The following is a 22743-nucleotide window of genomic DNA, read 5'->3' on the forward strand; positions in this document are numbered from 1 at the left end:
GCGCAGCCCACTTCTCCGTTGCCAAATACTCCCGCCGGAGGCGGCCCGAGGTCCTGTGGCGTTTCGCCACAGGACCGAGACAGGAAGCGCGGCGCCTGAAAGGCGCCTCTATTTGACGATGGTTTCGGGACCCATCACCTGCGTTGGCAGCCAGGTCGACAGGAACGGGACATAGGTCACGATGATGAGGAAGACGAAGAGGACGCCAAGGAACGGCAGCGCCGCCCTGACCACCCGCATCATCGACATGCCCGCGACGCCCGAGGTCACGAAAAGGTTCAACCCCACCGGCGGCGTGATCATCCCGATTTCCATGTTCACCACCATGATGATGCCCAGATGGATCGGATCGACGCCCAGTTCGATCGCGATCGGGAAGACCAAGGGCGCCACGATCAGGATCAGGCCCGAGGGTTCCATGAACTGCCCGCCGATCAGCAGGATGACGTTCACGATGACTAGGAACACGATCTTGCCGAACCCCGCGTCCAGCATCGCGCCCGCGATCTGCTGCGGGATCTGTTCATCCGTCAGCACATGCTTCAGGATCAGCGCGTTGGCGATGATGAACATCAGCGTGATGGTCAGCTTGCCCGCCTCGAACAGCGTCGCGCGCGTGTCGCGGTGGAAGAAGGCCGTGACCAGCGCGACGGGCTTCTCGATCAGGCTCCGCGGGCGGCCTTCGCGCGCCAGCGGCCCCATGTCGCGATAGATGAAGTTCGCCGCGATGAAGGCCCAGATGGAGGCGACGGCGGCGGCCTCGGTCGGCGTGAAGACGCCCTTTTCCCAGTAGATGCCGAAGGCCGACCCGCGCGTGCCGTCCAGAAGCGTCACGTCATGCGTTCCGATCCAGGGAAAGCCGTAAAGCCCGCCCACGATGATGACCATCAGGAAGAGGCCCCAGAAGGCGTCAAGAAAGCTTGCCCCGATCTCGCGCCAGCCCAGCCATTCGCCCTTGGGCAGGTTCTTCCAGATTGCCCAGATCAGGATCGTCGCCATCAGCATGACGCCCGCCAGAAGCCCCGGAAACACCCCCGCCAGGAACATCCGCCCGACCGAGACATCGGTGGCCGAGGCATAGACAACCATCACGATGGACGGCGGGATCAGGATGCCCAGCGTGCCTGCGTTGCAGATCACCCCGGCGGCGAAATCCTTGGTGTAGCCCACCTGCCGCATCGCCGCGATGACGATGGAGCCGATGGCGACCACCGTCGCGGGCGATGAGCCGGAGAGCGCGGCGAAAAGCATGCAGGCGAAGACGCCCGCGATGGCCAGCCCGCCGGGCAGGTGGCCGACGCAGGCGATGGCGAAGCGGATGATCCGCCGGGCCACCCCGCCCGTCGACATGAAGCTGGAGGCGAGGATGAAGAAGGGGATCGCCAGCAGCGTCGCGTGCCCCTCCATCGCCTGATAAAGCGTCTGCGCGATCGAGGCGAGCGAGGTGTCGGAATACCACAGCAGGAACAGCGTGGAGGACAGGCCAAGCGAGATCGCGATCGGCACCCCGATCAGCATCAGCCCGATGACCATCAGGAACAGAAGAACGACTTCCATGGGTTCAGTCCCCCTGATTCATATGGCGGACGTCCTCGATGGCGTCCTCGGCCTCGTGGCTGACGATCAGGCCATCCCGCGTGCCGGTAACGATGCCCCAGGTCGCCTGAATCAGCCGGAACATCAGCAGCGCGACGCCGAAGGGCAGCATCGCGTAGGGGATGAAACGGGGCAGCTTCTCGTAATGCTCCCCCTGATTGAAAATCGGCTCGATAAAGCGCAGCCAGTCCGGCATCGGGATCTGCTCGGTCTCGTACCAGGCCTGATCGCGGGTCTTGATGAAGCCATCGGGGAACCAGCGCCCGCCGGTCTGTTCGAAGCCCGCGAAGGGCGCCCAGTAGTCCCAGGCCCCTTTCAGCAGCAGGAAGGCGTAGATCAGGCAGCAAGCCGCCGCGATCAGCGCCAGAATGCGCCGCCCGCGTTGCGGAAGGATGTTGATGACGGCATCGACACCCAGATGCGCGGTGACCTTCACCGCATAGGACATGCCAAACAATACCAGCCAGGCGAACAGCGCCAGCGTCAGTTCCAGCCCCCAGATAAGCGAGGCGTTGAAGACATAGCGCATCACGACATTGACGAAGGTGATGATCGTCATCGCGCCGAGCAGGATCGCGATGGCGGTCTCTTCGAGTTCATTGACGATCTGGCCCAAGGCCGATCGCGGCTCATATCCGCTCATGTCCCCTCCCCCCGGAACGACCGGGGGCGTTTCCGCCCCCGGCCGGTGTTCAGCCGAATGCCGGTCTTACTTGTTGAACGACTGCGCCGCGTCGATGTTTTCCTGGCCGATGCCCTCGGCAAACTTGTCCCAGACCGGCTTCATCGCGTCGACCCATTGCGCGCGCTGCTCATCCGTCAGTTCACGGATCACGCCGCCCGCGTCGAGGATCGACTGCCGCGCCGCCTGGTCGACCTCATTCACGGCCGCGTTCCGTTCCACCGTGACCTCGTTCAGGATCGTCAGCACCTGATCCTTCACCGCCGGGTCGAGGCTGTCGAGCCAGTCGGTCGAGGACACGACGAGATAGTCGAGAACGCCGTGGTTGGTTTCGGTCGTGCCGTCCTGCACCTCATAGAACTTCTGGCCGTAGATGTTGGACCAGGTGTTTTCCTGCCCGTCCACAACGCCCTGTTGCAGCGCGCCATAGACCTCGGAGAAGGCCATCGGCTGCGGCGAGGCGCCCAGCGCCTCCATCTGCGCGACGATCACGTCCGAGGGCTGGACGCGGATCTTCAGGCCCTTCATGTCGCCCGGCGCCAGAAGCGGCTTGTTGGCCGACATCTGCTTCAGACCGTTATGCCAGAATTCCAGACCCTGAAGACCGCGACGGGCCATCGAATCCTTCATCTTCGTGCCGGTTTCAGAGTTCTGGAACCCGTCCACCGCTGCGATGTCCTTGAACATGAAGGGCAGATCGAAAATCTGGAACTGCTTGGTGAAGCTTTCGAACTTCGACAGCGACGGGGCGGCGAATTGCACGTCGCCCTGCAACATCGCCTCAAGCACCTGATCGTCGTCGTAAAGGGTGGAGTTCGGGAAAACCTCCATGCAGGCGGTGCCGTCCATCTCGGCATTCACACGCTTGGCGAAAAGGCTGGCCGCGATGCCCTTGGGGTGCTTGTCGGCGTTGGTGACATGGGCGAATTTCATCACGATCTCACCGTCGTCGCAGCCTTCGGTATTGGCGGCGGCGGCGCTGGCCGACAGCGCAAGGGCGATCGCGGTCATGGATGTCAGAATGGCTTTCATCGGAACTCCTCCCATTGGTCCGAAACAGTGATGGCATGACAAAAGCGCCATCGCGGCGGGGCGGCAACGATTAGTTCGCGGGGCGTCGGCGCCCTGTTTTTTCATTTTGTTTCAATAGCATGATGGGAAACCGGCCCTCACGCCGAAACCGGCAGGCTGGGTTGTCACACAGCCGTTACCGCCAACTGTGCGGAAAACCGCACACTATTCCCGGTAATCCTCGGCCCGAATCCCGTGGCGGGCGAGCTTGTCGTAGAAGGTCTTGCGCGGCAGTTTCAGCGCCGCCGCCGCCTCGGTCGCGTTGCCGTTTCGGCGGGTCAGTTCCTCGATCAGAAGCGTGCGTTCAACCCGCGCCATCTGCGCCGAAAGGCCGGGGGCGCCGGTGTCTTCCTGCGCCTCATGCAGGCCCATGGCAAAGCGCATCGCCGCATTCATCAGCCCGCGCGCGTTGCCGGGCCAGTCCTGCGCCATCAGCCCGGCGATGACGTCGGGCGTGATTTCGGGCATCGGCAGGTCGGATTGTTCGCAGGCGATGGCGACGTAATGGCGGAAGAGGACGGGAATATCCTCGGTCCGTTCCTTCAGGGGCGGTATGCGGACGCGCATCACGTCGAGCTTGTAGAAAAGATCGGGGTTGAACCGCCCCTCTGCCGCGTCGCGGGCAAGGTCGCGATAGGTCCCGGCGATGACGCGGGTGCCGGAATGGCTGTCGATCAGGTCGAGAAGCGCGAACTGGGCGGCCATGGGCAGTGCCGCCACCTCATCAAGAAAGATCGTCCCGCCGCCGGATTTCTCGAACAGCATGGCCAGCCCGTCGGGTGTGGCCGAGGCCGCCGAAAGCTTTTGAAACGGGCGCATCGCGGCGGCGGAGAGAAGGTGGATCACCTCGGCCATCTTCGCGGTCCCCGCGCCCGGCGGGCCGGAGATCAGCACCTCGGCCGAGGTGCGCGCCGCCATCCGCGCGGCCTCACGCATCTGTTCGGAGGCGGCGGAGGAACCGACCAGCATCCGCGCCGCCGCATCGCCGCGCCGGATTTCGCGCTTCAGCGCGCGGTTTTCAAGGATCAGCGCCCGCGTCCTGAGCGCCTTGGTCACCACCGCGATCAGTTCGGACGGGTTGCAGGGCTTTTCGAGGAAATCGAAGGCGCCGCCGGTCATGCCGCGCACCGCCGTCGGCACGTCGCCCTCGCCCGTCAGAAGGATCACCGGCAGATCGGGATCGACCTTGCGCGCCAGATCAAGAAGCGCGAAGCCGTCCTTGCCGGGCATCCGAATATCCGACAGCACTACGCCTTCGAATTCGGCGGCGATATGGTCCTTGGCCTCGATATAGCTCCCCGCCAGAAGCGGCCGCATCCCGGCCAGTTCAAGCGACTGGCCCAGCGCCTCGCGCACGGCGCGGTCGTCATCGACCAGAAGCACGCGGTCAATGCTCATGCCGCCTTCCTTCCCGGTTTCGCGGCGTCTAGAAGGATCACGAACTCCGCCCCGCCGCCGGGCCGGTTCAGCCCGGTGATGTCGCCGCCAAAGCCCTTGACGATGCCGTAGGAGATCGACAGGCCAAGCCCCATCCCCTCGCCCGCGCCGACCTCCTTGGTGGAATAGAACGGGTCGAAGATCCGGTCGGGTTCGGCGATGCCCGGCCCGGTATCCTGTACGGCGATCCGCACCCTGCCGCCTTCGGGGCGCGCGGTGACGGTCACCACGCCACCGCCCTGCATCGCGTCGGCGGCGTTCGATATCAGGTTGACCAGCACCTGCTGCAACCGCACCTCGCCGCCGCGGACCCAAAGCGGATGGGCGGGCGGGGTCCAGTCCGCCGTCACCCCGGCCGCGGCCAGCCGCGCCTCGGTCAGTTCCAGCGCGGCGGCGATGACCTGACCCAGATCGACGTCGTTCACCGCCTCCGTCTCTTGCCGGGCGAAGGCGCGCAGGTTCTTGATGATGCGCCCCATGCGGCGGGCAAGGTCGGAGATGCGGCCAAGGTTGTCGGCGGCCTTGTCGCCCATGCCGCGTTCAAGGAACAGCGCGGCGTTTTCGGCATAGGAGCGGATCGCCATCAGCGGCTGGTTCAACTCGTGGCTGATGCCCGCCGACATCTGGCCCAGCGCCGAAAGCTTGCCCGCCTGCACCAGTTCGGCCTGCGCGCGGCGCAGCTGTTCGTTGGCGTCCGACAGCGCGCGTGTCCGCTCATCCACCCGGCCTTCCAGGCGGGCGTTCGCCTCGGCCTCGACCGCCAGCCGGTCGGCCAGCGCGCGGCGCCGCTCCATCAGCGCGAAGACGACCGCGCCCAGCCCGACAGAGGCCAGCGCGACCATCGCGGCCACCAGCCCCGCCTGCCGTTCGGCGGGCGCGATGTCGACCAGCGCCTCGCCCGTCATCTCGACCACCGGCAAGGGCCGGGTCAGGTGCATGGTGCGTTCGGGCAGGTGCGGACCGCCCGAAAGCGTCCAGATGTCATAGCCGCCAAAGCTTGTCGCGCGTTCGCGCAGCCGCACCTCACCGGCCATCGCGGCCAGTTCCGGTGTCGGCTGGTCGGCGCCGAAGCGGGCCAGGATCAGCTCATCCCGGTTCGACACGAAGGCGACGCCGCTTTGGTCGGTGAAGAAGACGATCATCGGATCGCCGCGCCACGTCACCTCGACCGTCTCGGTCGCGATCCGCGCGACCAGCGCACCGGCGACCGGGCCATCGGGGGCAAAGATCGGCGCGGCGTAGACGAACAGGCGGTGGCCTGTCTCAGGCTCGATCTCGCGCGCGAAGCCCAGCGCGCCCTGCATCGCGCGCAGGAAATGCGGCTGGCCTGAGCGGTCCTGCCCGACATCACCGCCGGACGAGGCGATGACCCGCCCCGTCGCGGAGAGCAGCAGCAATTCGTTCGACCCGGTGACATCAGCCGTCCGCCGCAACAGCGCCGTCGCCTGCGCCGGGTCGGCGTCGGGGTGATAGGCCAGCGCGGTCACCTCGGGGTGGTCGGACATCAGCACCGCCATCTCGCGAAAGCGCTGAAGCTGCCCGGTCAGGCGATCGCCCGACAGCGCAAGGTCCGCCTGCCCGCGTTCGGCCAGCCGCGACAGCCCATCGCGCAGCGCAAGCCACCAGGCCGCGCCGGTCAGCAGGCAGGTCACCATCACGAAGGCGGCAAGAACGGTGGCGCGCCGGCCCATGGCATCTCTCCTCCTCGGCCCCGGACCTTACCCGGCGGGCCGTGGCGAAGGCCAGCGCGTTTTCGCGGCCCCGTCCGGCGATGGGAAATTGACCCCGGCGACGGTCCGGTATCTTCTGGCCGGGCAGAAGGGGGACGCCATGATCGACCGTTTCCAGGAACACGCCGCCAATGAACGCACCTTCCTGTCCTGGGTGCGCACCGCCGTGGCAGTCGCCGGGTTCGGCCTGCTGATCGAAAAGCTGCCGTCGGGGCCAGGCGGCGGCGCCACCGGCACCGCCCTGATCGGGCTTAGCGCGGCGCTGGTCCTGATGTCGACGCTGCGTTTCCTCATCATCCGGCGGGAGATTCGCAAGGCGCGGCAGGACAGCCGCGCCTTCGGCTTTATCGAGGTTCTTTTCGCCTCGATGCTCGCCCTGCTGCTGGCGACGCTTTTCGTCTATCTCTTCGGTCTGTCGCAGGGCGCGGGCGGGGCGTGACCCGCCCCCTTATAGCATTTCGGGTTTACACTGAATCAGAATTTGAACTTATTTCGTTCGAATTCTGATACTTACTTTCTCAACGTAAACCCGAAACGCTTTAGCGCAGCGCCGCTTCGATATTGCCGCCATCGACGGTCAGGACATGCGCCGTGGTGCGTTCGGACTGCGCCAGCATGACAAAGCCTTCGGCGACATGGTGCGCCTCAACCTCACGGTGCAGCAGGTTGCCGCCCATATAGCTTGCCTCGTCGATCTGGCGGGCCGAGGCGCGGGCGGCGATCATCTCGGGCGTCAGAAGGCCCGACCGGATGCGGTCGGCGTTGATGCCGTTGACGCGGATGCCCTCGGCACCCAGTTCCAGCGCAAGCTGGCGGAGCAGGAAGAAGGTCGTCGCCTTGGGCAGGCCATAGGCGGCAAAGCCCTTGCCGGGGTTGACCGCCTGTTTCGACACGTTGAACAGGATCTGCCCGCCCCGGCCCTGCGCCCGGAACACCGCCGTCGCGGCCTGCGCGAAGGCGAGGTGGGCGAAGAAGTTCAGCTCGAACGACGCGCGCAGGGTATCGTCGGGAAGGGTCGCCACCTCCCCCACCATCGCGGCCCCGGCGTTGGAGACAAGGATGTCGAGCCCGCCGAAGCGGGCCACGCAGGCCGCGACCGCCCCTTCGGCCGCGCCGGTTTCCGTGATGTCGCAGGCCAGCGCGCCATGATCGCCGCCGAGCGCCTGCAACGCGGTTTCAAGCGCGCCCGCGTCGCGGTCCACCAGGAAAACCGTCGCGCCCTGCGCCTTGAACGCCCGCGCCGTGGCCAACCCGATGGCGCCCGCGCCGCCGGTGACAAGGACGACGCGGCCCTGAAAGACCGGCGCCTTGCCCTTGCCCAGCTTCGCCTGTTCCAGCGACCAGTATTCCATGTCGAACAGGTCCGCCTCGGCAATCGGGCGGAAGCCGCCCGCCGCCTCGCCGTCGCGCATCACGCGCTGCGACTGTTCGCCGATATCGGCCGCGATCCGCGCCGCCTTGGCATCCGCGCCGATGCCGACAAGACCGGCCCCGACGATCCAGGCGAGGTTGGGAAGCGGGGAGAGCATCGTCTTGCTGCCGCCAAAGCGCGGGGCCTGACGGCCGAAATAGGCGGTGTAACCGGCGACGAAGCGGTCGACCGCCGCCGCAATCGCCCCGGCCCCGCCCGCGACGGTCGCACCGTCAAGGACCAGCGGATGGCCCTTGGTGCGGATCACATGGTCAGGCGTCGCGACGCCGCGGGTCGCCAGGTCCGCAAGGTCGGGACGCGCAAGGAAGGCATCGACCACCCCGTTGCTGCGCAGGTCGAAGACCGGCATCGGCGCGCCGTCGGGCAGATGCGCGCCGATGGCGCCGCGCAGGGCCGAAAGCGTCCGGGCCAGATCGGGCTGCGGCAGCGCCGCGACCGGGTGCAGCGGTTCGGGGCGGCGGTCGGCCAGCCAGGCCTCAACCATGTTCGTATGCGCGACGATCCGGTCATAGGAGGATTTCGCATCCGGTCCCCAGGCAAAATGGCCGTGATTGACCAGAAGCAGTCCCTCGGCATCGGGATGCCCTTCGAACGTCTCGGCGGCGAGCTTCGCCAGCGCGAAACCGGGCATGACATAGGGGACCAGCGCCATCCGGCCGCCAAAGATCTCCCGCGTGGCCGCTTCGACCTCGGGCAGGTTGGCGAGCGCGAGCATCGCCGTGGCGTGGGTGTGATCGACGTATTTATGCGGCAGATAGGCGTGCAGCAGCGTTTCCACCGAGGGGTTGGGCGCCGTGCTGTCAAGAAGGTTCGACCGCTGGACGTTCACCATCTCCTCATCCGACAGCGCCGGAAGGTCCCTGAGCCGCATCAGCGGCGCCATGCGTACCGCCGGAAGGCCCGCCGCTGCGATGGTGCCAAGGTCCCAGCCAGAGCCCTTGATGTGGATGACATCGACCTCATCGCCAAAGACGTCGCGGGCGCGGAGCTTCACCGAGGTATTGCCGCCGCCATGCATCACCAGATCCGGGTCCTGGCCGATGATCCGCGAGGTATAGACACGCAGCGCCAGTTCGCGGGCCATCGGGTCCGCACCGGCGGCCTCCTGCATCGCGCGGGCCTCGGCATCTTGCCAACGGTTGATGATCATCTGAAAAACTCCTGCTAGGCTCGCGATCTGTCCGGGGCGGCGGTGCCGCTTGATCTTTCGCGGGCTTTATACAAAAGTCAAATGATGTTGTCATAAATAAAAACAAGGGGGTCGGGTGGCCGGAGCGAAGCGCAGGACGACGGGCCAGATCAGCGGCGAGAACGTGGTGATCGAGGTCGCCTGGATGTATTATCAGGAAGGGCTGAACCAGAAGGAGATCGCCGACCGGCTCGGGATTTCGCGGGCGACGGTGGTGAACTACCTTCAGGAGGCACGCGAGCAGGGACTGGTGCGGATCTCCCTCAGGGCCGAGGCGTTCACCCGCCACCGCGCCGCCGTGGGTCTTTGCGACCGCTTCGGGCTGCGCGCCGCCTATGTCGTGCCGGATGAGGGCGCGGATGTGGAAACGACGTTTCACCGGGTCGTGCAGGGTGCCGCCGATTGGTTGCCCGATCTGCTGGAACCGGGCGACCGGCTGGGCCTTGCCTGGGGGCGGACGATCTATGACCTCGCCCAGGCGACGGAGCGGCGGCGGATCGAGGGGCTTTCGGTCGTGCAGCTTGTGGGGTCCATGTCCACGCCCTACGGTTTCACGGCCGAGGCCTGTTCCACCCGTCTTGCCCAGCGGCTTGGGGCGCTTTGCTACAACCTGCACGCCCCGGCGGTGCTGTCGAGCGGCGAACTGGCGGCGGCGCTGCGGTCAGAGCCGATCATCCGCGACCAGCTGGCCCGGCTTGAGACCTGCAACAAGTTCCTGTTCTCGGTCGGCACCTGCCTGTCCGACAGTCATGTCGTCGGCTCGGGCGTCGCGACGCAGGCAGAGCTTGACTGGTATGTCGCGCATGGGGCCGAAGGGGTTCTGTGCGGGCGTTTCATCGACGGCGCGGGCAAGGGGATCGACGGGCCGCTGGAACCGCGCATGATCGGCATCCCGCTGGAAAAACTCGTCGGGCTTCAGATGGGCATCCTCGTGACCCCCGGCCTCGACAAGGTCGAAGCCTCGCGCGCGGCGATGCGGGGGGGCTATGTCTCCCACCTTGTGACCAGCCTTGGCGTGGCCGAGGCGCTGCTGGCGGGGGAATAGGGCGCCCCCCGCCGCCGCCCGGCCTAACCTTTCGCCAGATCGGGGAACATCGCCGCCATCGCCGCCGCGTCGGCCTTGCAGACCCCGCGTTCGGTGATGAGGCCGGTCACAAGTTCGGCCGGGGTCACGTCGAAGGCGGGGTTGCGCGCGGGTGTGCCGTCGGGCGAGATCTGGACCGAGACGATGTTGCCCCCGGCATCGCGGCCCTGAACATGGGTCACCTCCTCGCCGCCGCGCTCCTCGATCGGGATTTCCCTGATCCCGTCCGACACGGTCCAGTCGATCGTGGGCGAGGGCAGCGCGACGTAGAAGGGCACGCCATTGGCCTTCGCCGCCAGCGCCTTCAGATAGGTGCCGATCTTGTTGCAGACATCACCGCGCGCGGTGGTGCGGTCGGTGCCGACGATGACCAGATCGACCTCGCCATGCTGCATCATGTGGCCACCGGCGTTGTCCACGATCAGGTCATGGCTGACGCCGTGGCTGTTCAGTTCCCAGCTTGTCAGTTGCGCGCCCTGATTGCGGGGGCGGGTTTCGTCGACGAAGACATGGACGTCGATCCCGTCCTCGACCGCGTGGTAGATCGGTGAGGTGGCGGTCCCCCAGTCGACGGTCGCGGGCCAGCCCGCGTTGCAATGGGTCAAGACATTGACACGGCCACCGCCCTTCTTCTTCGCGATCTCGCGGATGATCTCCAGCCCGTGCAACCCGATCTGGCGGTTGATCTCCACATCCTCGTCGCAAATCTCGGCGGCGCGGCGATAGGCGGCCTCGGCGCGGGCCTCGGGCGGAAGCGGTTGCAGGACGCGCGTCATCTCATCGAGCGCCCATTTCAGGTTGATCGCGGTCGGCCGGGTTTCATGCAGCACCTCCCACGTCTCGCGAAGCGAGGCGTCCGACGGATCGGCGGCCATCTGCACCGCGACGCCATAGGCCGCCGTCGCCCCGATCAGCGGTGCGCCACGCACCCACATGTCGCGGATCGCGTCGGCGAAATCCTGACGGGTGGCCAGGGGCACGATCCGAAGCTCGTGCGGCAGCCAGCGCTGGTCGATGATGCGCACCTCTCCCGAAGGTTCGCGCCAGATGGAGCGGTAGGGCTTGCCGTCGATCTTCATAGGATGGCCTCCTGATTGATATGGCGGGCGAGGTTCAGCACCTCCTCCATGCCGGTGATGGTGCCGCGCCGCACGGCCAGCGCCCGGCCAAGGCGCAGGCCCCGCGCCTCGCACTTTGCGCGCAACGCCTCATCCGCGATCTGGTCGTATTCGGCGATATGCGCAAGGCTGAGCGTGCGGCGGTGCATCTCGATCCCGCAAAAGCCCAGCGTGTCGCGCCAGATCGCGGCAAGCCGGTCGATCCGCGCCTGTTCGGCGCCGATGCCGTGGCCCTGATCCTCGAAAAGGGTGCGTTCGTAAAGGATGCCGTTCCTCTCCTCGCGCCAGAGGCGGGTGAACTCGGCGGCGAACTCTGCCCAAAGCTCCTCCACCACGGACAATATCCACTCCTGATACCCGGCGCGGCTGCCTTCGGTTTCGGCATGGCCGGGCTGGGCGAAATAGGCCATCAGGAAATTCGCGATCAGCATGCCGACGTCGAAACCCATCGGCCCATAGGTCGCGAATTCCGGGTCGATGACGCGGGTCTCCGTGTCCGACACCATGACCGAGCCGGTGTGCAGGTCGCCATGCAGCATCGTTTCCGCATTGGTGGCGAAGGCGGCCTTGAGGTGCTGCGCCGCGATCTTGAGGTCGATATCGGCGCGCAGTTCCGCCACGACCGGGTCCAACTGCGGGGTGTGGCGGTTCATCTCGGCCGCGAAATAGGGATCGGAGAAAACGAGGTTCTCGGTAATGTCGCAAAGTTCCACATTGCCCGCGAAAAGTGCCAGATCGGCCTTGCGGTCGGCGGTCTTCATCGACAGGTCGGAGCCCCGGAACAGCGTGCGCGCGCAGAACCGGCCCAATACGCCGCCAAGGTCGGGATGGCGTTTGCCCGCCATCAGCGAATGGCGCAGGATCACATGGGGGCTGAGGAACTCCATCACCACCAGCGCCTGTTCCTCATCGAAATGAAAGACCTCGGGGACCGAGCCGGGGTCGCGCGCCGCCTGCCGGATCAGCGCGTTATATTCGAAATAGGCGCGTTTCAGGGGCAGCGGCCAGCTTTCGCCGACAAGGCGCACATAGGGCAGCGCCTGCTTGGCGATCACGCTGCCGTCCGGGCCGTCGATGATGAAGACGAGGTTGAGGTTGCCGTCGCCCACCTCGCGCACGGTCCAGGCGGACGGGTCGCCCGCACGGGAACGGACCGCCTCGATCCCGCCCAGCCGGGCGGCGAGGGTTTGCGGCGTCAAAGGCGCATAGTCACGGGTTGCCAAAGGTCTCCTCCCCCTTGTCGAAACTGGCCCCGGCCGCTGTCCGCGACGGGCTGCCGGATGCAGATTCCCCGGTTTCAGGTCAATTGTCAAATTGTATTGACATTTGAAGATTTACCGGACAGCCTCCAGCCCAGTGGAGGAGAAAACGGCTTTGAACGACCCGGCGATCCGATTGGCTGGCCTGCGCAAGGCGTTTGGGCGCAACCAGGTTCTGCGTGGTATCGACCTGACCATCCCGGCGGGGCGGGTGACCGTGCTGATGGGGGCGAACGGGGCCGGGAAATCGACGCTGGTGAAGATCCTCTGCGGCGTTCACGGCGCCGATGCGGGGACGGTGACGCTGGACGGCAGGCCCTTCGCGCCCGCCTCGCCTTCGGCCGCGCTGCGGGCGGGTGTCGTGACCGTGCATCAGAACATCAATGACGGTGTTGTCCCCGATCTCGACGTCGCGTCGAACCTGCTTCTCGACACGCTCGCCGACGGGTCCGGAACCTTTCTCAACCGCCGCAGGATGCGCGAGCGGGCGCGCGAGATCGCCGCAGCGGTCGGGCTTGAGATCGACGTCACGCGGCAGGTGGCCGACCTGTCGCTGGCTGACCGCCAACTGGTCGCCATCGCCCGCGCCATGGCCCACGACCCGCGCCTGATGATTCTGGATGAACCGACATCGTCGCTTTCGGCGGTCGAGGCGGAGCGGCTGTTCGACCTGATCGAAAGCCTGCGCGACCGGGGTGTCGCGATCCTTTATATCTCGCACCGGATGTCGGATATCCGCCGCCTTGCCGACCGGATCGTGTCGATGCGCGACGGCCAGATCGCGGGCGTGTTCGAGGAGGCGCCTCTCGACTATTCCGGGTCGGTCCGGGCGATGCTGGGCCATGAGATGACCGAGGCCGACATCACCATCCCCGCGCCGGGCCGCACGGTCCTTGAGGTCAGCGACCTTGTCCTGCGGCCGGGCGCGGCCCCCTTCAGCTTGGTCGCGCGGGAAAATGAGGTGATCGCGATCACAGGGCTGGTCGGGTCGGGCAAGTCCGACCTTGCGGGCGCGCTTTTCGGGCTTGCGCCGCCGCTGTCGGGCCAGATGGTTCTGGACGGCCGCCCCCATCGCCCCACAGACGCGCGCGCCGCGATTGCGGCCGGGGTCTACATGTGTCCGAAGGACCGGCTGATCACGGCGGTGGTGGCCGATTTCGACATCACCCGCAACATCACCATCCCCTTCCTGCCGCGCCACAGCCGCGCCAGCTTTCTGTCGCGCGGGTCCGAAAGGCGCACCGCCGAACGGATGATCGGCGAGATGGGGGTGATCTGCCAAACCCCGATGGACGGCATCCTGACCCTGTCGGGCGGCAATCAGCAGAAGGTCATGGTCGCGCGGTGGATGGCCGAAGCGTCGCGCCTTCTGATCCTCGACGAGCCGTTTCAGGGTGTCGACATTCAGGCCCGCCGCGACATCGGCCACAAGATCCGCGCCACCGCCGGAACCCGCGCCACCATCGTCTTCGTGGCCGAACTGGATGAGGCGCTTGAGATCGCCGACCGGATCCTCGTGATGAGCGAGCATTCCATCGTCGGTGAACACAGGAACGAGAATATCGACGTGTCCGCGATCATGGCCGAAGTGGTCGAGGCCGCGCCGGCACGCGCAGCAGGACTTCAGCATGGATAACCGCACAAGCCTTGTCGACCTCGCCATCCGCTACGGTTTCCTTGTCCTGATGGCGGCGCTGATCGTCTTTTTCGGGATCATGGCCGAAGGGTTCCTGACACCATTTTCGGCGGTCTTCATCCTGCAATCGGTGGCGATCACCGGCATCCTCGCGCTTGGCGTGACGGCGACTCTGGTGGTGGGCGGCTTCGACCTGTCCATCGGGGCGGTCGCGACCTCGGCCCTGATGCTGTCCTCCTATGTCATGGTCGTATGGGAGATGAGCGCGCTTTCGGCGGTGCTGATCTGCCTTGCGATGGGGGCCTTCGTGGGCCTTATCAACGGGCTTCTGGTGGTGAAGATGCGGGTGCCGGATCTGCTTGCCACGCTGGGCATGATGTTCCTTCTGGTCGGCGCGCAGCGCATCCCGACAGAGGGGCGCTCCATCTCCACCGGGATGAGCCTGCCGGACGGGTCGGTCGCGAATGGCAAGTTCTCCGAGGCGTTCCTGGCGCTTGGCCGCCACCGCATCGACTTCATCGCGCCGAACCTGGTGCCGCTTTCGGTGATCTTCCTGATCGCCATCGCTATCGGTGTCTGGGTGTTTCTGGAAACCACGCGGCACGGGCGGCTGATGTATGCCATCGGGTCGAACCAGCAGGCCGCCAGCCTCGCCGGGGCCAATGTCAACCGCTACAAGATCGTGGCCTACATGATCTCGGGCGTTCTCGCCTCGGTCGGGGGCATCCTTCTGGCGGCGCGTCTGGGGCGGGGCGATGTCGCCTCGGGCAACAACCTTCTGCTCGATTCCGTCGCCGCCGCGCTCATCGGCTTTGCGGTGCTGGGCGCGTCAAAGCCCAACGCCTTCGGCACGGCGATCGGCGCGCTTTTCGTCGGCATCCTGCTTCAGGGCCTGACGATGATGAACGCGCCTTACTACACGCAGGATTTCGTCAAGGGGGCGGTGCTTGTCATCGCGCTCGTCTTCACTTTCGCGCTGTCCGGCAGAGGAGGCCGGGCGCGCGGCTGAATGCCAACCGGAACTGAAAAACAGGAGAGGAAGATCATGATTTCCAGACGCCTATTCACGGGGCTGATCGGCTCTGTCGCGATGATGCCGGGCCTTGCCTTTGGCGCCGACATGCCCGCGCCCTTCGACAATCCCGGCGCGGTCAAGATCGCGCTGGTGCGCTATCTTTCGACCGGCGACTTCTTCCAGGCCTATCTGTCGGGCGTGGAAAAGCAGGCCGCTGCCATCGGCGTGGACCTGCGTGTGCTTGACAGCCGTCAGGACGCGGCGCTGCAATCGGACATGGTCGACCAGGCCATCGCGCTTGGCGTTGACGGCATCATCATCCAGCACGGCCTGACCGAGTCGATGAAGGACGCCGCCCAGCGCGCGGTCGATGCCGGGATCAAGGTCGTGGCCTTCGACGTGAACGTCGACAATGCCGCGATCCCGCAGGTCGAACAGTCGGACCGCGATCTGGCCCGTCTGGCGCTGGAACAGGCGCTGAAGGACAATGGCACCAGCTTTACCGCCGGGTATGTCTATGTGCCGGGGATCGCGCCGCTCGACCGTCGGGATGAGACCTGGCAGAAGGTGAAGGCCGACAATCCCGGCATCAATCAGGTGGCCGAGTTCGGCACACTCGACAACCCGATCGCGAATTCGGTCGCGAACCAGGCGCGCTCGGCCCTGTCGGCCAATCCCGACATTACGGTGATGTTCGCGCCCTATGACGAATTCGCCAAGGGCGTGAAGATCGCCGTGGACGAGGCGGAGATGTCCGGCAAGGTCTCCATCTACTCCGCCGATGTCTCCACCTCCGACATCGCCGCGATGCGCGAGGACGGGTCGGCCTGGAAGGCCACCGCCGCCACCAACCCGGCAGTGGTAGGCGAGGTTTCGGTGCGTACCCTGGCGATGCTGCTGGCGGGTGAGGACCCCGGCCACAACGTCATCGTGCCGCCGACGCTTATCACCCAGCAGATGCTGAACGATCTCGATATCACGAATATGGAGGACCTGAGCGCCAAGGTCCCGGCCTTCGCCCATGCCGATGTCTCGGTTCCCGGCTGGATGCCGCTGCCGCAACGCTGACGCGGCGGGACAATTGCATTAGGCTGGCCGGGGCGCGCGGGAGTATACGCGCGCCCCGGCTTTCTTGAGGGAGGTGGAGAATGCTCAAGGGGATCGACCCGCGCATGACGGCGGATCTTCTGGACCTGCTGATGCGGTTGGGACATGGCGACGAACTGGTGCTTGTCGATTGCAATTACCCCGCCCATGCGACCGCCTCCGAAACCGTCAGCGGGCAGCTTGTCGAACTGCCGGGTTTCAACGCCCCGGCGGCTATCGCGCTGATCTGCGGGCTGATGCCTCTGGACCATTTCGTGCCGCAAGGCGCGTTCTGGATGGAAGAGGACGGCAAGGGCGCTGCCCCGGCCGAGGTGCATCGCGACGCGCTGGCGGTGCTGGGGGCGGAAATGCCCGAGGGCGGCGCGGTCGGTTCGCTGGAACGGCAGGCCTTCTATGCCCGCGCGCGGACCGGCTTTGGTGTGGTGCGCTGCACCGAAACGCGGGCCTTCGGCTGTTTCATCCTGCGCAAGGGCGTGATCTTCTGACCGGGCGCGCTATCCATCCACCCGGTCCAGCGCGGCGCGCATCGCGGCGATCCCCTCGCCGATCCGCTCCCCCAGACGCAAAAGCGATCCGCCCAGCAGATAGACCACGTCGGTGCCATACATCGCCGCCATGTCGCCCGCGCGCTCGACGCTCATCCCGCCACCGGGGCTTGGCAGCATCGCGCGACCCGGTCCGTTCGGATCGCGGCAGGCGGTTGCGATCTGCGCGCAGTCGCCTGCCGTAAAGCCGAAACGCCCGCCGACATTGGGAAAGACCGAGATATCGGCCCCGGCCAGCCGTTGCAGCGTGCCGAACATCACCCCGTGATCAAAGCCCGTCTCGGGCGACAGGACGTAGGGGCCAAGGAAAGAGGGATGCGTCATCACCGGCATGTTCAGCGCGCCGTCCCGCGCGATCCGGGCCACGACGCCGAACCCCAAAAGCCCCGGCATCACCAGAAGCCCATCGGCGCCCGCGTCCTTTGCGAAGCGGATATTCGCCTCGATCTGATCCGGCGCACCGGCGAGCGAGGGAAAGTAAAGCGCCCTGCCCCCGGTCTCTGCATTGGCCCGCGCGACGGCGGCAACGGTCTTTTCCACCCGCTCGCGGAAGGGCGCCATGGGCTGATCCATGATGCCGTGATCTTCCTTGACCACGTCCGCCCCGGCCTTCGCGCAAAGATAGCCGAGACGCGCCAGGGCATCCGCGTTCAGCCCCTGCGGCTTCAGCACCGGGGCGATCATGCCGCCATGTGTGCGCCCGCAGAGCGCGCGGATGCCGTCGATGCCGAAGCGCGGACCGGGGTGGCGGCGGGTCATCTCTGCCCCCGGATCGACGGCGATCACCCGCAGCCCGCGCTGGATCGAGGAGTTACCGAAGATCACGTTGAAGAATTGCGCAAGCTCCCGCCCCGCGCTGTCGGGGGAATAGCTGATCGTGGCGCGGAACCGGCCCTCGGCCTCTGCCCCGATTTCCTCGATCCGGCCAAGGATTTCGGTCTCGATATAGCCTGCGGGGACGACGTCGCGCGGAATCTCCACCGTCTGCTCCAGCGCGATCGCCCCGGCCCGCGCCTTCGCCTCGGTCAGGTCCGGCGCGAAGATCCGGTAGGTGACGGAAAAGCGCATCAAAGCGCCTCCGCCTTCACGGCGGAATGGACATCCTCGACGCGGACCTCGCCCAGCGCGGCCTCGTCGATGCCGGTTTCCTGCCCGGTCAGCCGTTCGATCGCGCGCACCAGCGCCAGCGCGTCAAGCCCGTAGTGGCGCATCAGGTAGGGGCGTGATCCGCCATGCGCGTAGGTATCCTGAAGGCCAAGCCGGATCAGCCGTTTCGCCATGCCCGCCTCGGCCATCGCCTCGGCAACCATGGTGCCGATGCCCCCCGCGACAAGGTGGTTTTCCAGCGTGACGACCCCGTGACGGACCGAGGCCGCGTGGTCAAGGATCTGCGCCGCGTCGAAAGGCTTCAGCGTGCCAAGATGCAGATGGCGCACCGATACCCCGGCGGCATCAAGCGCGCCGCGCGCGCGGATCGCCTCTTCTGTCGTGATCCCTGCGGTGACGACCAGAACGTCGCCGCCTTCGGACAGGACCCGCATCTGGCCAACCCGGAAGGGGGTGTCGAAGAGCCTCGGGATCGCGCCGCGCAGCACCCGGCAATAAACCGGCCCGTCGATACTGTCGGCGGCCTCGACGATGCCCTCGACCTCGGTCGCGTCGCCGGTTTCCAGAACCGTCATGTTGGGGATCGTCCGCATGACCGCGACATCCTCGATCGCCTGATGGGTCATGCCGCCGGGCGTCGTGATACCCGGCAAGAAGCCCATCAGCCGGACCTTGCGCCGTGGATAGGCGACAGAGGCCATGAGCTGATCGTAGGGCCTGCGGTACAGGAAGACGCCGAAGGTATGAAGGAAGGGGCGGAACCCGGCAAGGCCGAGACCACCGGCGAAGGACAGCATGTTCTGTTCGGCCATCCCCATCGACAGGAACTGTTCGGGGTGGCGGTCGCGAAAGCCGTCGATTTCGCAGCTCGACGTCAGGTCGGCGGACAGGCAGAGGACGTCGGGGTGGCGCAGGGCATAGTCCTCGAAAGCGCGCGCATAGGGGCGGTTGACCATTTCGACCATCGTCTCTCTCCTCAATGGCTGTAGGCGATCGGGTCGATGCCCAGTTCTGCGGCAATCTCGCGGTTCATCGCGGCGCGTTCCTCCTCGGTCTTGAAGCGGACGTAATGCAGGCGCGGGAAGCGCTGACGCAGAAAGCCCATGCCCTGCGTCGGCGAGGTATGGGCAAGGATGACAAGGGGCCTGCCCTCATGCGGTTCGGCCTTTGCCTGGCGCATGGCGGGCAGGTCGTGGCCGTCGATCTCGCAGACCACGGCGCCGAAATCGCGTAGCTTGGTGGCGATGTCGCCAACCTCCATCACGCTGTCCATCGCGCCGTCGCATTGCTGTGCGTTCACGTCCATGATCGCCCAGAGGTTGTCGATGCCGTGGAACGCGGCGGCCTGCACCGCCTCCCATGTCTGGCCCTCCTGCACCTCGCCGTCGGACATGAAGACGCAGACCTCGCCCGTCTCGCCGCGCCGCTTGCGGCCCCAGGCCAGCCCCGCCCCGGTCGACAGCCCGATGCCAAGGGTGCCGTTATGCACCTCCATCCCCGGCGAATGCTCCGCCCCGATCATCTCGACCGAGGAGCCGTCCTTGTTGAACATCTCAAGCCCTTCGGGCGCCATCCGCCCGGTCTCGATCAGCGTCGCATAGGCGACGAGGGCGTAATGTGCGGGGGCGATGAAAAGGCGATCGAAATGGGGTTCGAACGGGCCGTTATAGCCCGCGCCGGTGACATAGTGGGGATTGTCGGCCGAGGGGACGCCGCGGAACGGCTCCGGGATCATCGGCAGGACCGGCTGCCCGAGGTTGAGCGCCTCGTTATACAGAAAGGCCAGTTGCTCGGCCGCCGAACAGGCCTGGCTGAGATAGCCGCCATTGTTGCGCATCGTATGTTCGAAGACGCGGCGGCGAATACCCAGCGCGACCTCTTCCGTCGTCTTTTCGTTTTGCAACTTCGGACCTCATTTCCGGGGGGAGACAGGGGGACGAATGGTTGTTTTATACATTTGACATGTATGTTTGACAATTGACTTTTTGCGTGGAGATAGCGGCACGGACCATCCGCGCGCCCATGCGCAAGACGAAAGACCCCGCAGGGGGCGCACAAGGGTCGGTCATGGAAATTGGCGATCCCGCGAGGACTCGAACCCCGAACCTGCTGATTAGAAGTCAGCTGCTCTATCCAGTTGAGCTACGGGACCGCTCTTTTCGCTTTATCGGCGCGGGGGGTGTCAGGCAAGGCTCCGCGTCATGTAGACGCTCATCGGGTCGTCGCGGTAGTCGGCGAAGGGCGGGCACGGGACGAAGCCTGCCGTCTGGTAAAGCCGCCTTGCGGGGGCGAAGCCTTGCTGCGATCCGGTTTCAAGGCTGAGCCGGGTGATACCTTCGGCCTTTGCCGCCGAAACGAGGTGATCCAGCATCCGCCGCGCAAGGCCCCGCCCGCGCAGTTCGGACAGGACATGCATCGACTTGATCTCCCCCTCCGCGGGGCCGATCCGCTTGACCGCGCCCATGCCGACGGGGCGGCCATCCTCGCGCATGACGTAAAAGAAAATGCCCGGCGCCGCGAGGTCGGCGGCGTCGAGCATGTGGATGCTTTCAGGTGGCGTGTCGGCGTGCATCGCCTCGGCATGGCGGGCCATCAGGTCTGACAGCACCGCCTGAACCGGGCTTTCCGCCGCGATGGTGATCACTGCGCCCCGCCACCGCCCATCGCGGACAGATCGACGCCATTGACAAGGATCTGGCCGGTGGCGGACGCCTCGATCGTCCAGCTATAGCTGTCCTCGCCCTCCGGCTTGGCCAGGCCCCGCGCCATCATGATACCGGGGATCGCCTGCTGGCTGACCTCCGGCGGGGCCGATTGCAGCGCCTGCATCACGGCGTCAAGACCATTGGCGCGGATCACCGCATTGCCGACCGGCATCGGGGTCATCGGGCCGACGGACATCTTGCCGTCCACCGTCAGGCCATACATGTCCGACGATGCGCCGGTTTCTGCCAGCGCGATATCGACCGTCCCGGCCGGCATCAGGGCCATCATCATCCGCTGGTTCATGTCGGCCGAGGGCTTGCCATCAGGCCCCATCTCGGCCAGCAGAATCTGCGCCGGGGCGGCCAGGTCGAAGCTGTCGACGGTGAAGTCCAGCGTCACCGTCTTGGGCAGGAGCGGCGGTACCCAGTCGGGCATAAGCTCTTCGGGCAGTTGCAGCCCGCTGAGCTTGATCCGCTCGCGCACTTTGCCGTCGGCAACGGCGCCGTTCACATCCACCACGATCTCCGCCGCCGTGGCCTTCACCTCACCCATCGGGGTGATGACGGCGAGGTTGTTCATGGTCCCGCTGGCCCTGACATTGTCGAAGAACGGCAGCGCCGCGCCGACCTTGCCTTTCATCTCGTCGAAATTCGCCTTGATGGCATCCTCGCCCGGATGCGCGACGAACCAGGCCCAAAGCTCCAGAAGCGCGGCGGTCCGCACAGCCGTGGTGTTGCCTTCGGCGGTGTAGCTGTCGGCGGTGATGGTCACATCCATCGGCGCGGGCATTTGCGGGGTCGGCGGCAGGGTGAAGGTCTCGGTCATCCCGGTCACGACATAGGACATGGTACCGTCGATACCGCCGGTCGCGCCCGCAACCGCGCTCGTCGCGATCTCGATCGAATCGACCGTATAGGCAACGTTCATCGTCGGCTGACCGGGCTGGGTCACGGCCTCGGTCAGGTTGACGCCGGTGGCCTTGCCTGCGCTGGTCTCGAACGCCTTGAGGCTTTCGTCGAAGACGCCGCTCCAGTTGTAATCTTCCGCCGCGATCCGCAGCTCGAGCATGCCGGGAACCAGCATGTTGAAATCGACCGGGCCGTTTTGGCTGACCTGCCATTTGCCGTCGCCGAGTTCGGCGACCTGAAGCTCAATCGGCGATACCGTCGCGCCCTTGCCGCCATTCGGCGCCTTGGCGATCTGGTTGGCGGGGTCAAGGCTGACGGTATAGGCCTCACCGTTCGGGGTGACGGTGACGACGCCCTCGGTCTGGCCAAGATAGGCTTCGAAAACGCTTTTGAGGTGGTCGGCGCCGTCCTGCGTCGCGGGCGCGGCCCAGGCGGGCGCGGCGGCAAGCGCCAGACCGGCGGCGAAAATATACTTGTCAAACATGGTAAAGTCCTGAAGTCGTGGAAGGAAAGGAAAGGGCTTGCGCCCCGGTCAGTGCGTCCAGGGCGCGCGGCGGTCGGTGGCGAAATTCTCGCCATAGCCGCGGGCGCGGACGTTCGGTTTGCGGCTATGGGGTTCGACCAGGGTGTAGTCGATCCCCTTCTCGCGCGCATATTCCTCGGCCGCCTCACGGCTTTCGAAGCGCAGCCGCACCTGGCTTTGCGTGTCACCGGAACTGGTCCAGCCCATCAGCGGGTCGATCGCCCGCGCCGAGGCCGGCGCGAAGTCGAGAACCCATTGCCGGGTCTTCGCGGTGCCGGATTGCATTGCCGTCTTGGCGGGCTGATAGATGCGCGCGCGCATGGGAAATCTCCAATAAATCCGCCCGTTCTTATCGGGGAGAACGCCCTCGCGCGCAAGGGCTTTGGCCGCGACCTGATGTCCCTTGGCGCTGGTCTGACTGCCGGCCCGCTCGGGAGCGTGGGTGGGGTGGTGGTGGCTGGGTGGGTGCCATGGCCGGCAGTCAGGCGCGGTGCGCCCCTTATGTGTATCCGGGGATTCACCGTATTTCAACCAAAAGTTGTATTTCGATTGCGCCTCTTTTTGCAGGCCACCGCCGGGGCGCGCGGCACATCCGCAC

General features: G+C 66.0%; 20 protein-coding genes and 1 tRNA gene. 6 read left to right on the forward strand and 15 right to left on the reverse strand.

The features are described from left to right. Nucleotides 1-108 precede the first annotated feature (108 nt). The 5 genes from LX70_RS09525 to LX70_RS09545 all read right to left on the reverse strand — a co-directional run bounded on the left by LX70_RS09525 (nt 109) and on the right by LX70_RS09545 (nt 6477). A complete protein-coding gene (locus tag LX70_RS09525; RefSeq protein ID WP_105514452.1) occupies nt 109-1557 on the reverse strand; it encodes a TRAP transporter large permease in 1449 nt (482 codons plus the stop codon). Between the two features lie 4 nt (nt 1558-1561). Continuing rightward, entirely contained in the window at nt 1562-2239 is a 678-nt protein-coding gene (locus tag LX70_RS09530; protein WP_105514454.1) for a TRAP transporter small permease, read from the reverse strand. Nucleotides 2240-2305: 66 nt separating this feature from the next. After that, nucleotides 2306-3310, reverse strand: a complete 1005-nt coding sequence (locus LX70_RS09535) for a DctP family TRAP transporter solute-binding subunit (protein ID WP_105514456.1) — start codon at nt 3308-3310, stop codon at nt 2306-2308. Between the two features lie 204 nt (nt 3311-3514). After that, complete coding sequence (locus tag LX70_RS09540) at nt 3515-4747, reverse strand: sigma-54-dependent transcriptional regulator (protein WP_105514458.1); 1233 nt, start codon at nt 4745-4747, stop codon at nt 3515-3517. Further along, nucleotides 4744-6477: an ATP-binding protein gene (locus LX70_RS09545; RefSeq protein ID WP_105514460.1), complete on the reverse strand. Its 1734-nt coding sequence runs from the start codon at nt 6475-6477 to the stop codon at nt 4744-4746. Before LX70_RS09545 ends, LX70_RS09540 begins: the two co-directional genes overlap by 4 nt. Here LX70_RS09545 and LX70_RS09550 point away from each other — a divergent pair. Beyond that, complete coding sequence (locus LX70_RS09550) at nt 6476-6955, forward strand: YidH family protein (protein ID WP_105514462.1); 480 nt, start codon at nt 6476-6478, stop codon at nt 6953-6955. The genes LX70_RS09545 and LX70_RS09550 overlap by 2 nt on opposite strands. A gap of 100 nt (nt 6956-7055) precedes the next feature. Here LX70_RS09550 and LX70_RS09555 read toward each other — a convergent pair whose 3' ends face one another. After that, nucleotides 7056-9098: a bifunctional aldolase/short-chain dehydrogenase gene (locus tag LX70_RS09555; RefSeq protein WP_105514464.1), complete on the reverse strand. Its 2043-nt coding sequence runs from the start codon at nt 9096-9098 to the stop codon at nt 7056-7058. Nucleotides 9099-9213: 115 nt separating this feature from the next. Here LX70_RS09555 and LX70_RS09560 point away from each other — a divergent pair, with 115 nt between their 5' ends. Then, entirely contained in the window at nt 9214-10182 is a 969-nt protein-coding gene (locus tag LX70_RS09560) for a sugar-binding transcriptional regulator (protein ID WP_105514466.1), read from the forward strand. Nucleotides 10183-10205: 23 nt separating this feature from the next. On the opposite strand, the gene mtnA is transcribed toward LX70_RS09560, so the two are convergent. After that, nucleotides 10206-11300 (reverse strand): S-methyl-5-thioribose-1-phosphate isomerase, encoded by a 1095-nt coding sequence (mtnA, locus tag LX70_RS09565; RefSeq protein WP_105514468.1) that lies wholly within the window; start codon nt 11298-11300, stop codon nt 10206-10208. Next, nucleotides 11297-12562, reverse strand: coding sequence for an S-methyl-5-thioribose kinase (mtnK, locus tag LX70_RS09570; protein ID WP_105514470.1), 1266 nt, complete (start codon nt 12560-12562; stop codon nt 11297-11299). Before mtnK ends, mtnA begins: the two co-directional genes overlap by 4 nt. A 151-nt stretch (nt 12563-12713) precedes the next feature. On the opposite strand from mtnK, the gene LX70_RS09575 reads away from it, so the two are divergent. The 4 genes from LX70_RS09575 (at nt 12714) to LX70_RS09590 (ending at nt 16841) form a co-directional block, all read left to right on the forward strand. Further along, entirely contained in the window at nt 12714-14234 is a 1521-nt protein-coding gene (locus tag LX70_RS09575; RefSeq protein ID WP_105514710.1) for a sugar ABC transporter ATP-binding protein, read from the forward strand. After that, a complete protein-coding gene (locus tag LX70_RS09580; RefSeq protein ID WP_105514472.1) occupies nt 14227-15243 on the forward strand; it encodes an ABC transporter permease in 1017 nt (338 codons plus the stop codon). Before LX70_RS09575 ends, LX70_RS09580 begins: the two co-directional genes overlap by 8 nt. Before the next feature lie 36 nt (nt 15244-15279). Further along, nucleotides 15280-16317 carry a substrate-binding domain-containing protein gene (locus tag LX70_RS09585; RefSeq protein ID WP_105514474.1) on the forward strand — a complete coding sequence of 346 codons (1038 nt, stop codon included), beginning with the start codon at nt 15280-15282 and terminating at the stop codon, nt 16315-16317. An 80-nt stretch (nt 16318-16397) separates the two neighbouring features. After that, nucleotides 16398-16841 carry an RbsD/FucU family protein gene (locus LX70_RS09590; protein WP_105514475.1) on the forward strand — a complete coding sequence of 148 codons (444 nt, stop codon included), beginning with the start codon at nt 16398-16400 and terminating at the stop codon, nt 16839-16841. A 9-nt stretch (nt 16842-16850) separates the two neighbouring features. Here the strand turns inward: LX70_RS09590 and LX70_RS09595 are convergent, their stop codons facing one another. The 7 genes from LX70_RS09595 to LX70_RS09625 form a co-directional block, all read right to left on the reverse strand. Then, on the reverse strand, nt 16851-17969 hold the full coding sequence (locus LX70_RS09595) for a RuBisCO large subunit C-terminal-like domain-containing protein (RefSeq protein WP_105514477.1): 1119 nt from the start codon (nt 17967-17969) through the stop codon (nt 16851-16853). Then, entirely contained in the window at nt 17969-18973 is a 1005-nt protein-coding gene (locus LX70_RS09600) for a transketolase family protein (protein WP_105514479.1), read from the reverse strand. The genes LX70_RS09595 and LX70_RS09600 overlap by 1 nt, the downstream gene beginning before the upstream one ends. Nucleotides 18974-18984: 11 nt before the next feature. Then, on the reverse strand, nt 18985-19911 hold the full coding sequence (locus LX70_RS09605; protein ID WP_105514481.1) for a transketolase: 927 nt from the start codon (nt 19909-19911) through the stop codon (nt 18985-18987). Between the two features lie 172 nt (nt 19912-20083). After that, nucleotides 20084-20160 (reverse strand) — tRNA-Arg (locus LX70_RS09610). Nucleotides 20161-20190: 30 nt separating this feature from the next. Beyond that, the gene (locus LX70_RS09615; protein ID WP_425430583.1) at nt 20191-20652 is read right to left on the reverse strand and encodes a GNAT family N-acetyltransferase; all 462 of its coding nucleotides are present in this window, start codon (nt 20650-20652) and stop codon (nt 20191-20193) included. Continuing rightward, complete coding sequence (locus tag LX70_RS09620) at nt 20649-22106, reverse strand: hypothetical protein (RefSeq protein WP_105514483.1); 1458 nt, start codon at nt 22104-22106, stop codon at nt 20649-20651. Before LX70_RS09620 ends, LX70_RS09615 begins: the two co-directional genes overlap by 4 nt. A gap of 48 nt (nt 22107-22154) precedes the next feature. Beyond that, nucleotides 22155-22466, reverse strand: coding sequence for an ETC complex I subunit (locus LX70_RS09625; RefSeq protein ID WP_105514484.1), 312 nt, complete (start codon nt 22464-22466; stop codon nt 22155-22157). Nucleotides 22467-22743: the final 277 nt, after the last annotated feature.

Origin of the sequence: Albidovulum denitrificans (assembly GCF_002973535.1) — a bacterium.
GTDB classification, from domain to species: Bacteria; Pseudomonadota; Alphaproteobacteria; order Rhodobacterales; family Rhodobacteraceae; genus Albidovulum; species Albidovulum denitrificans.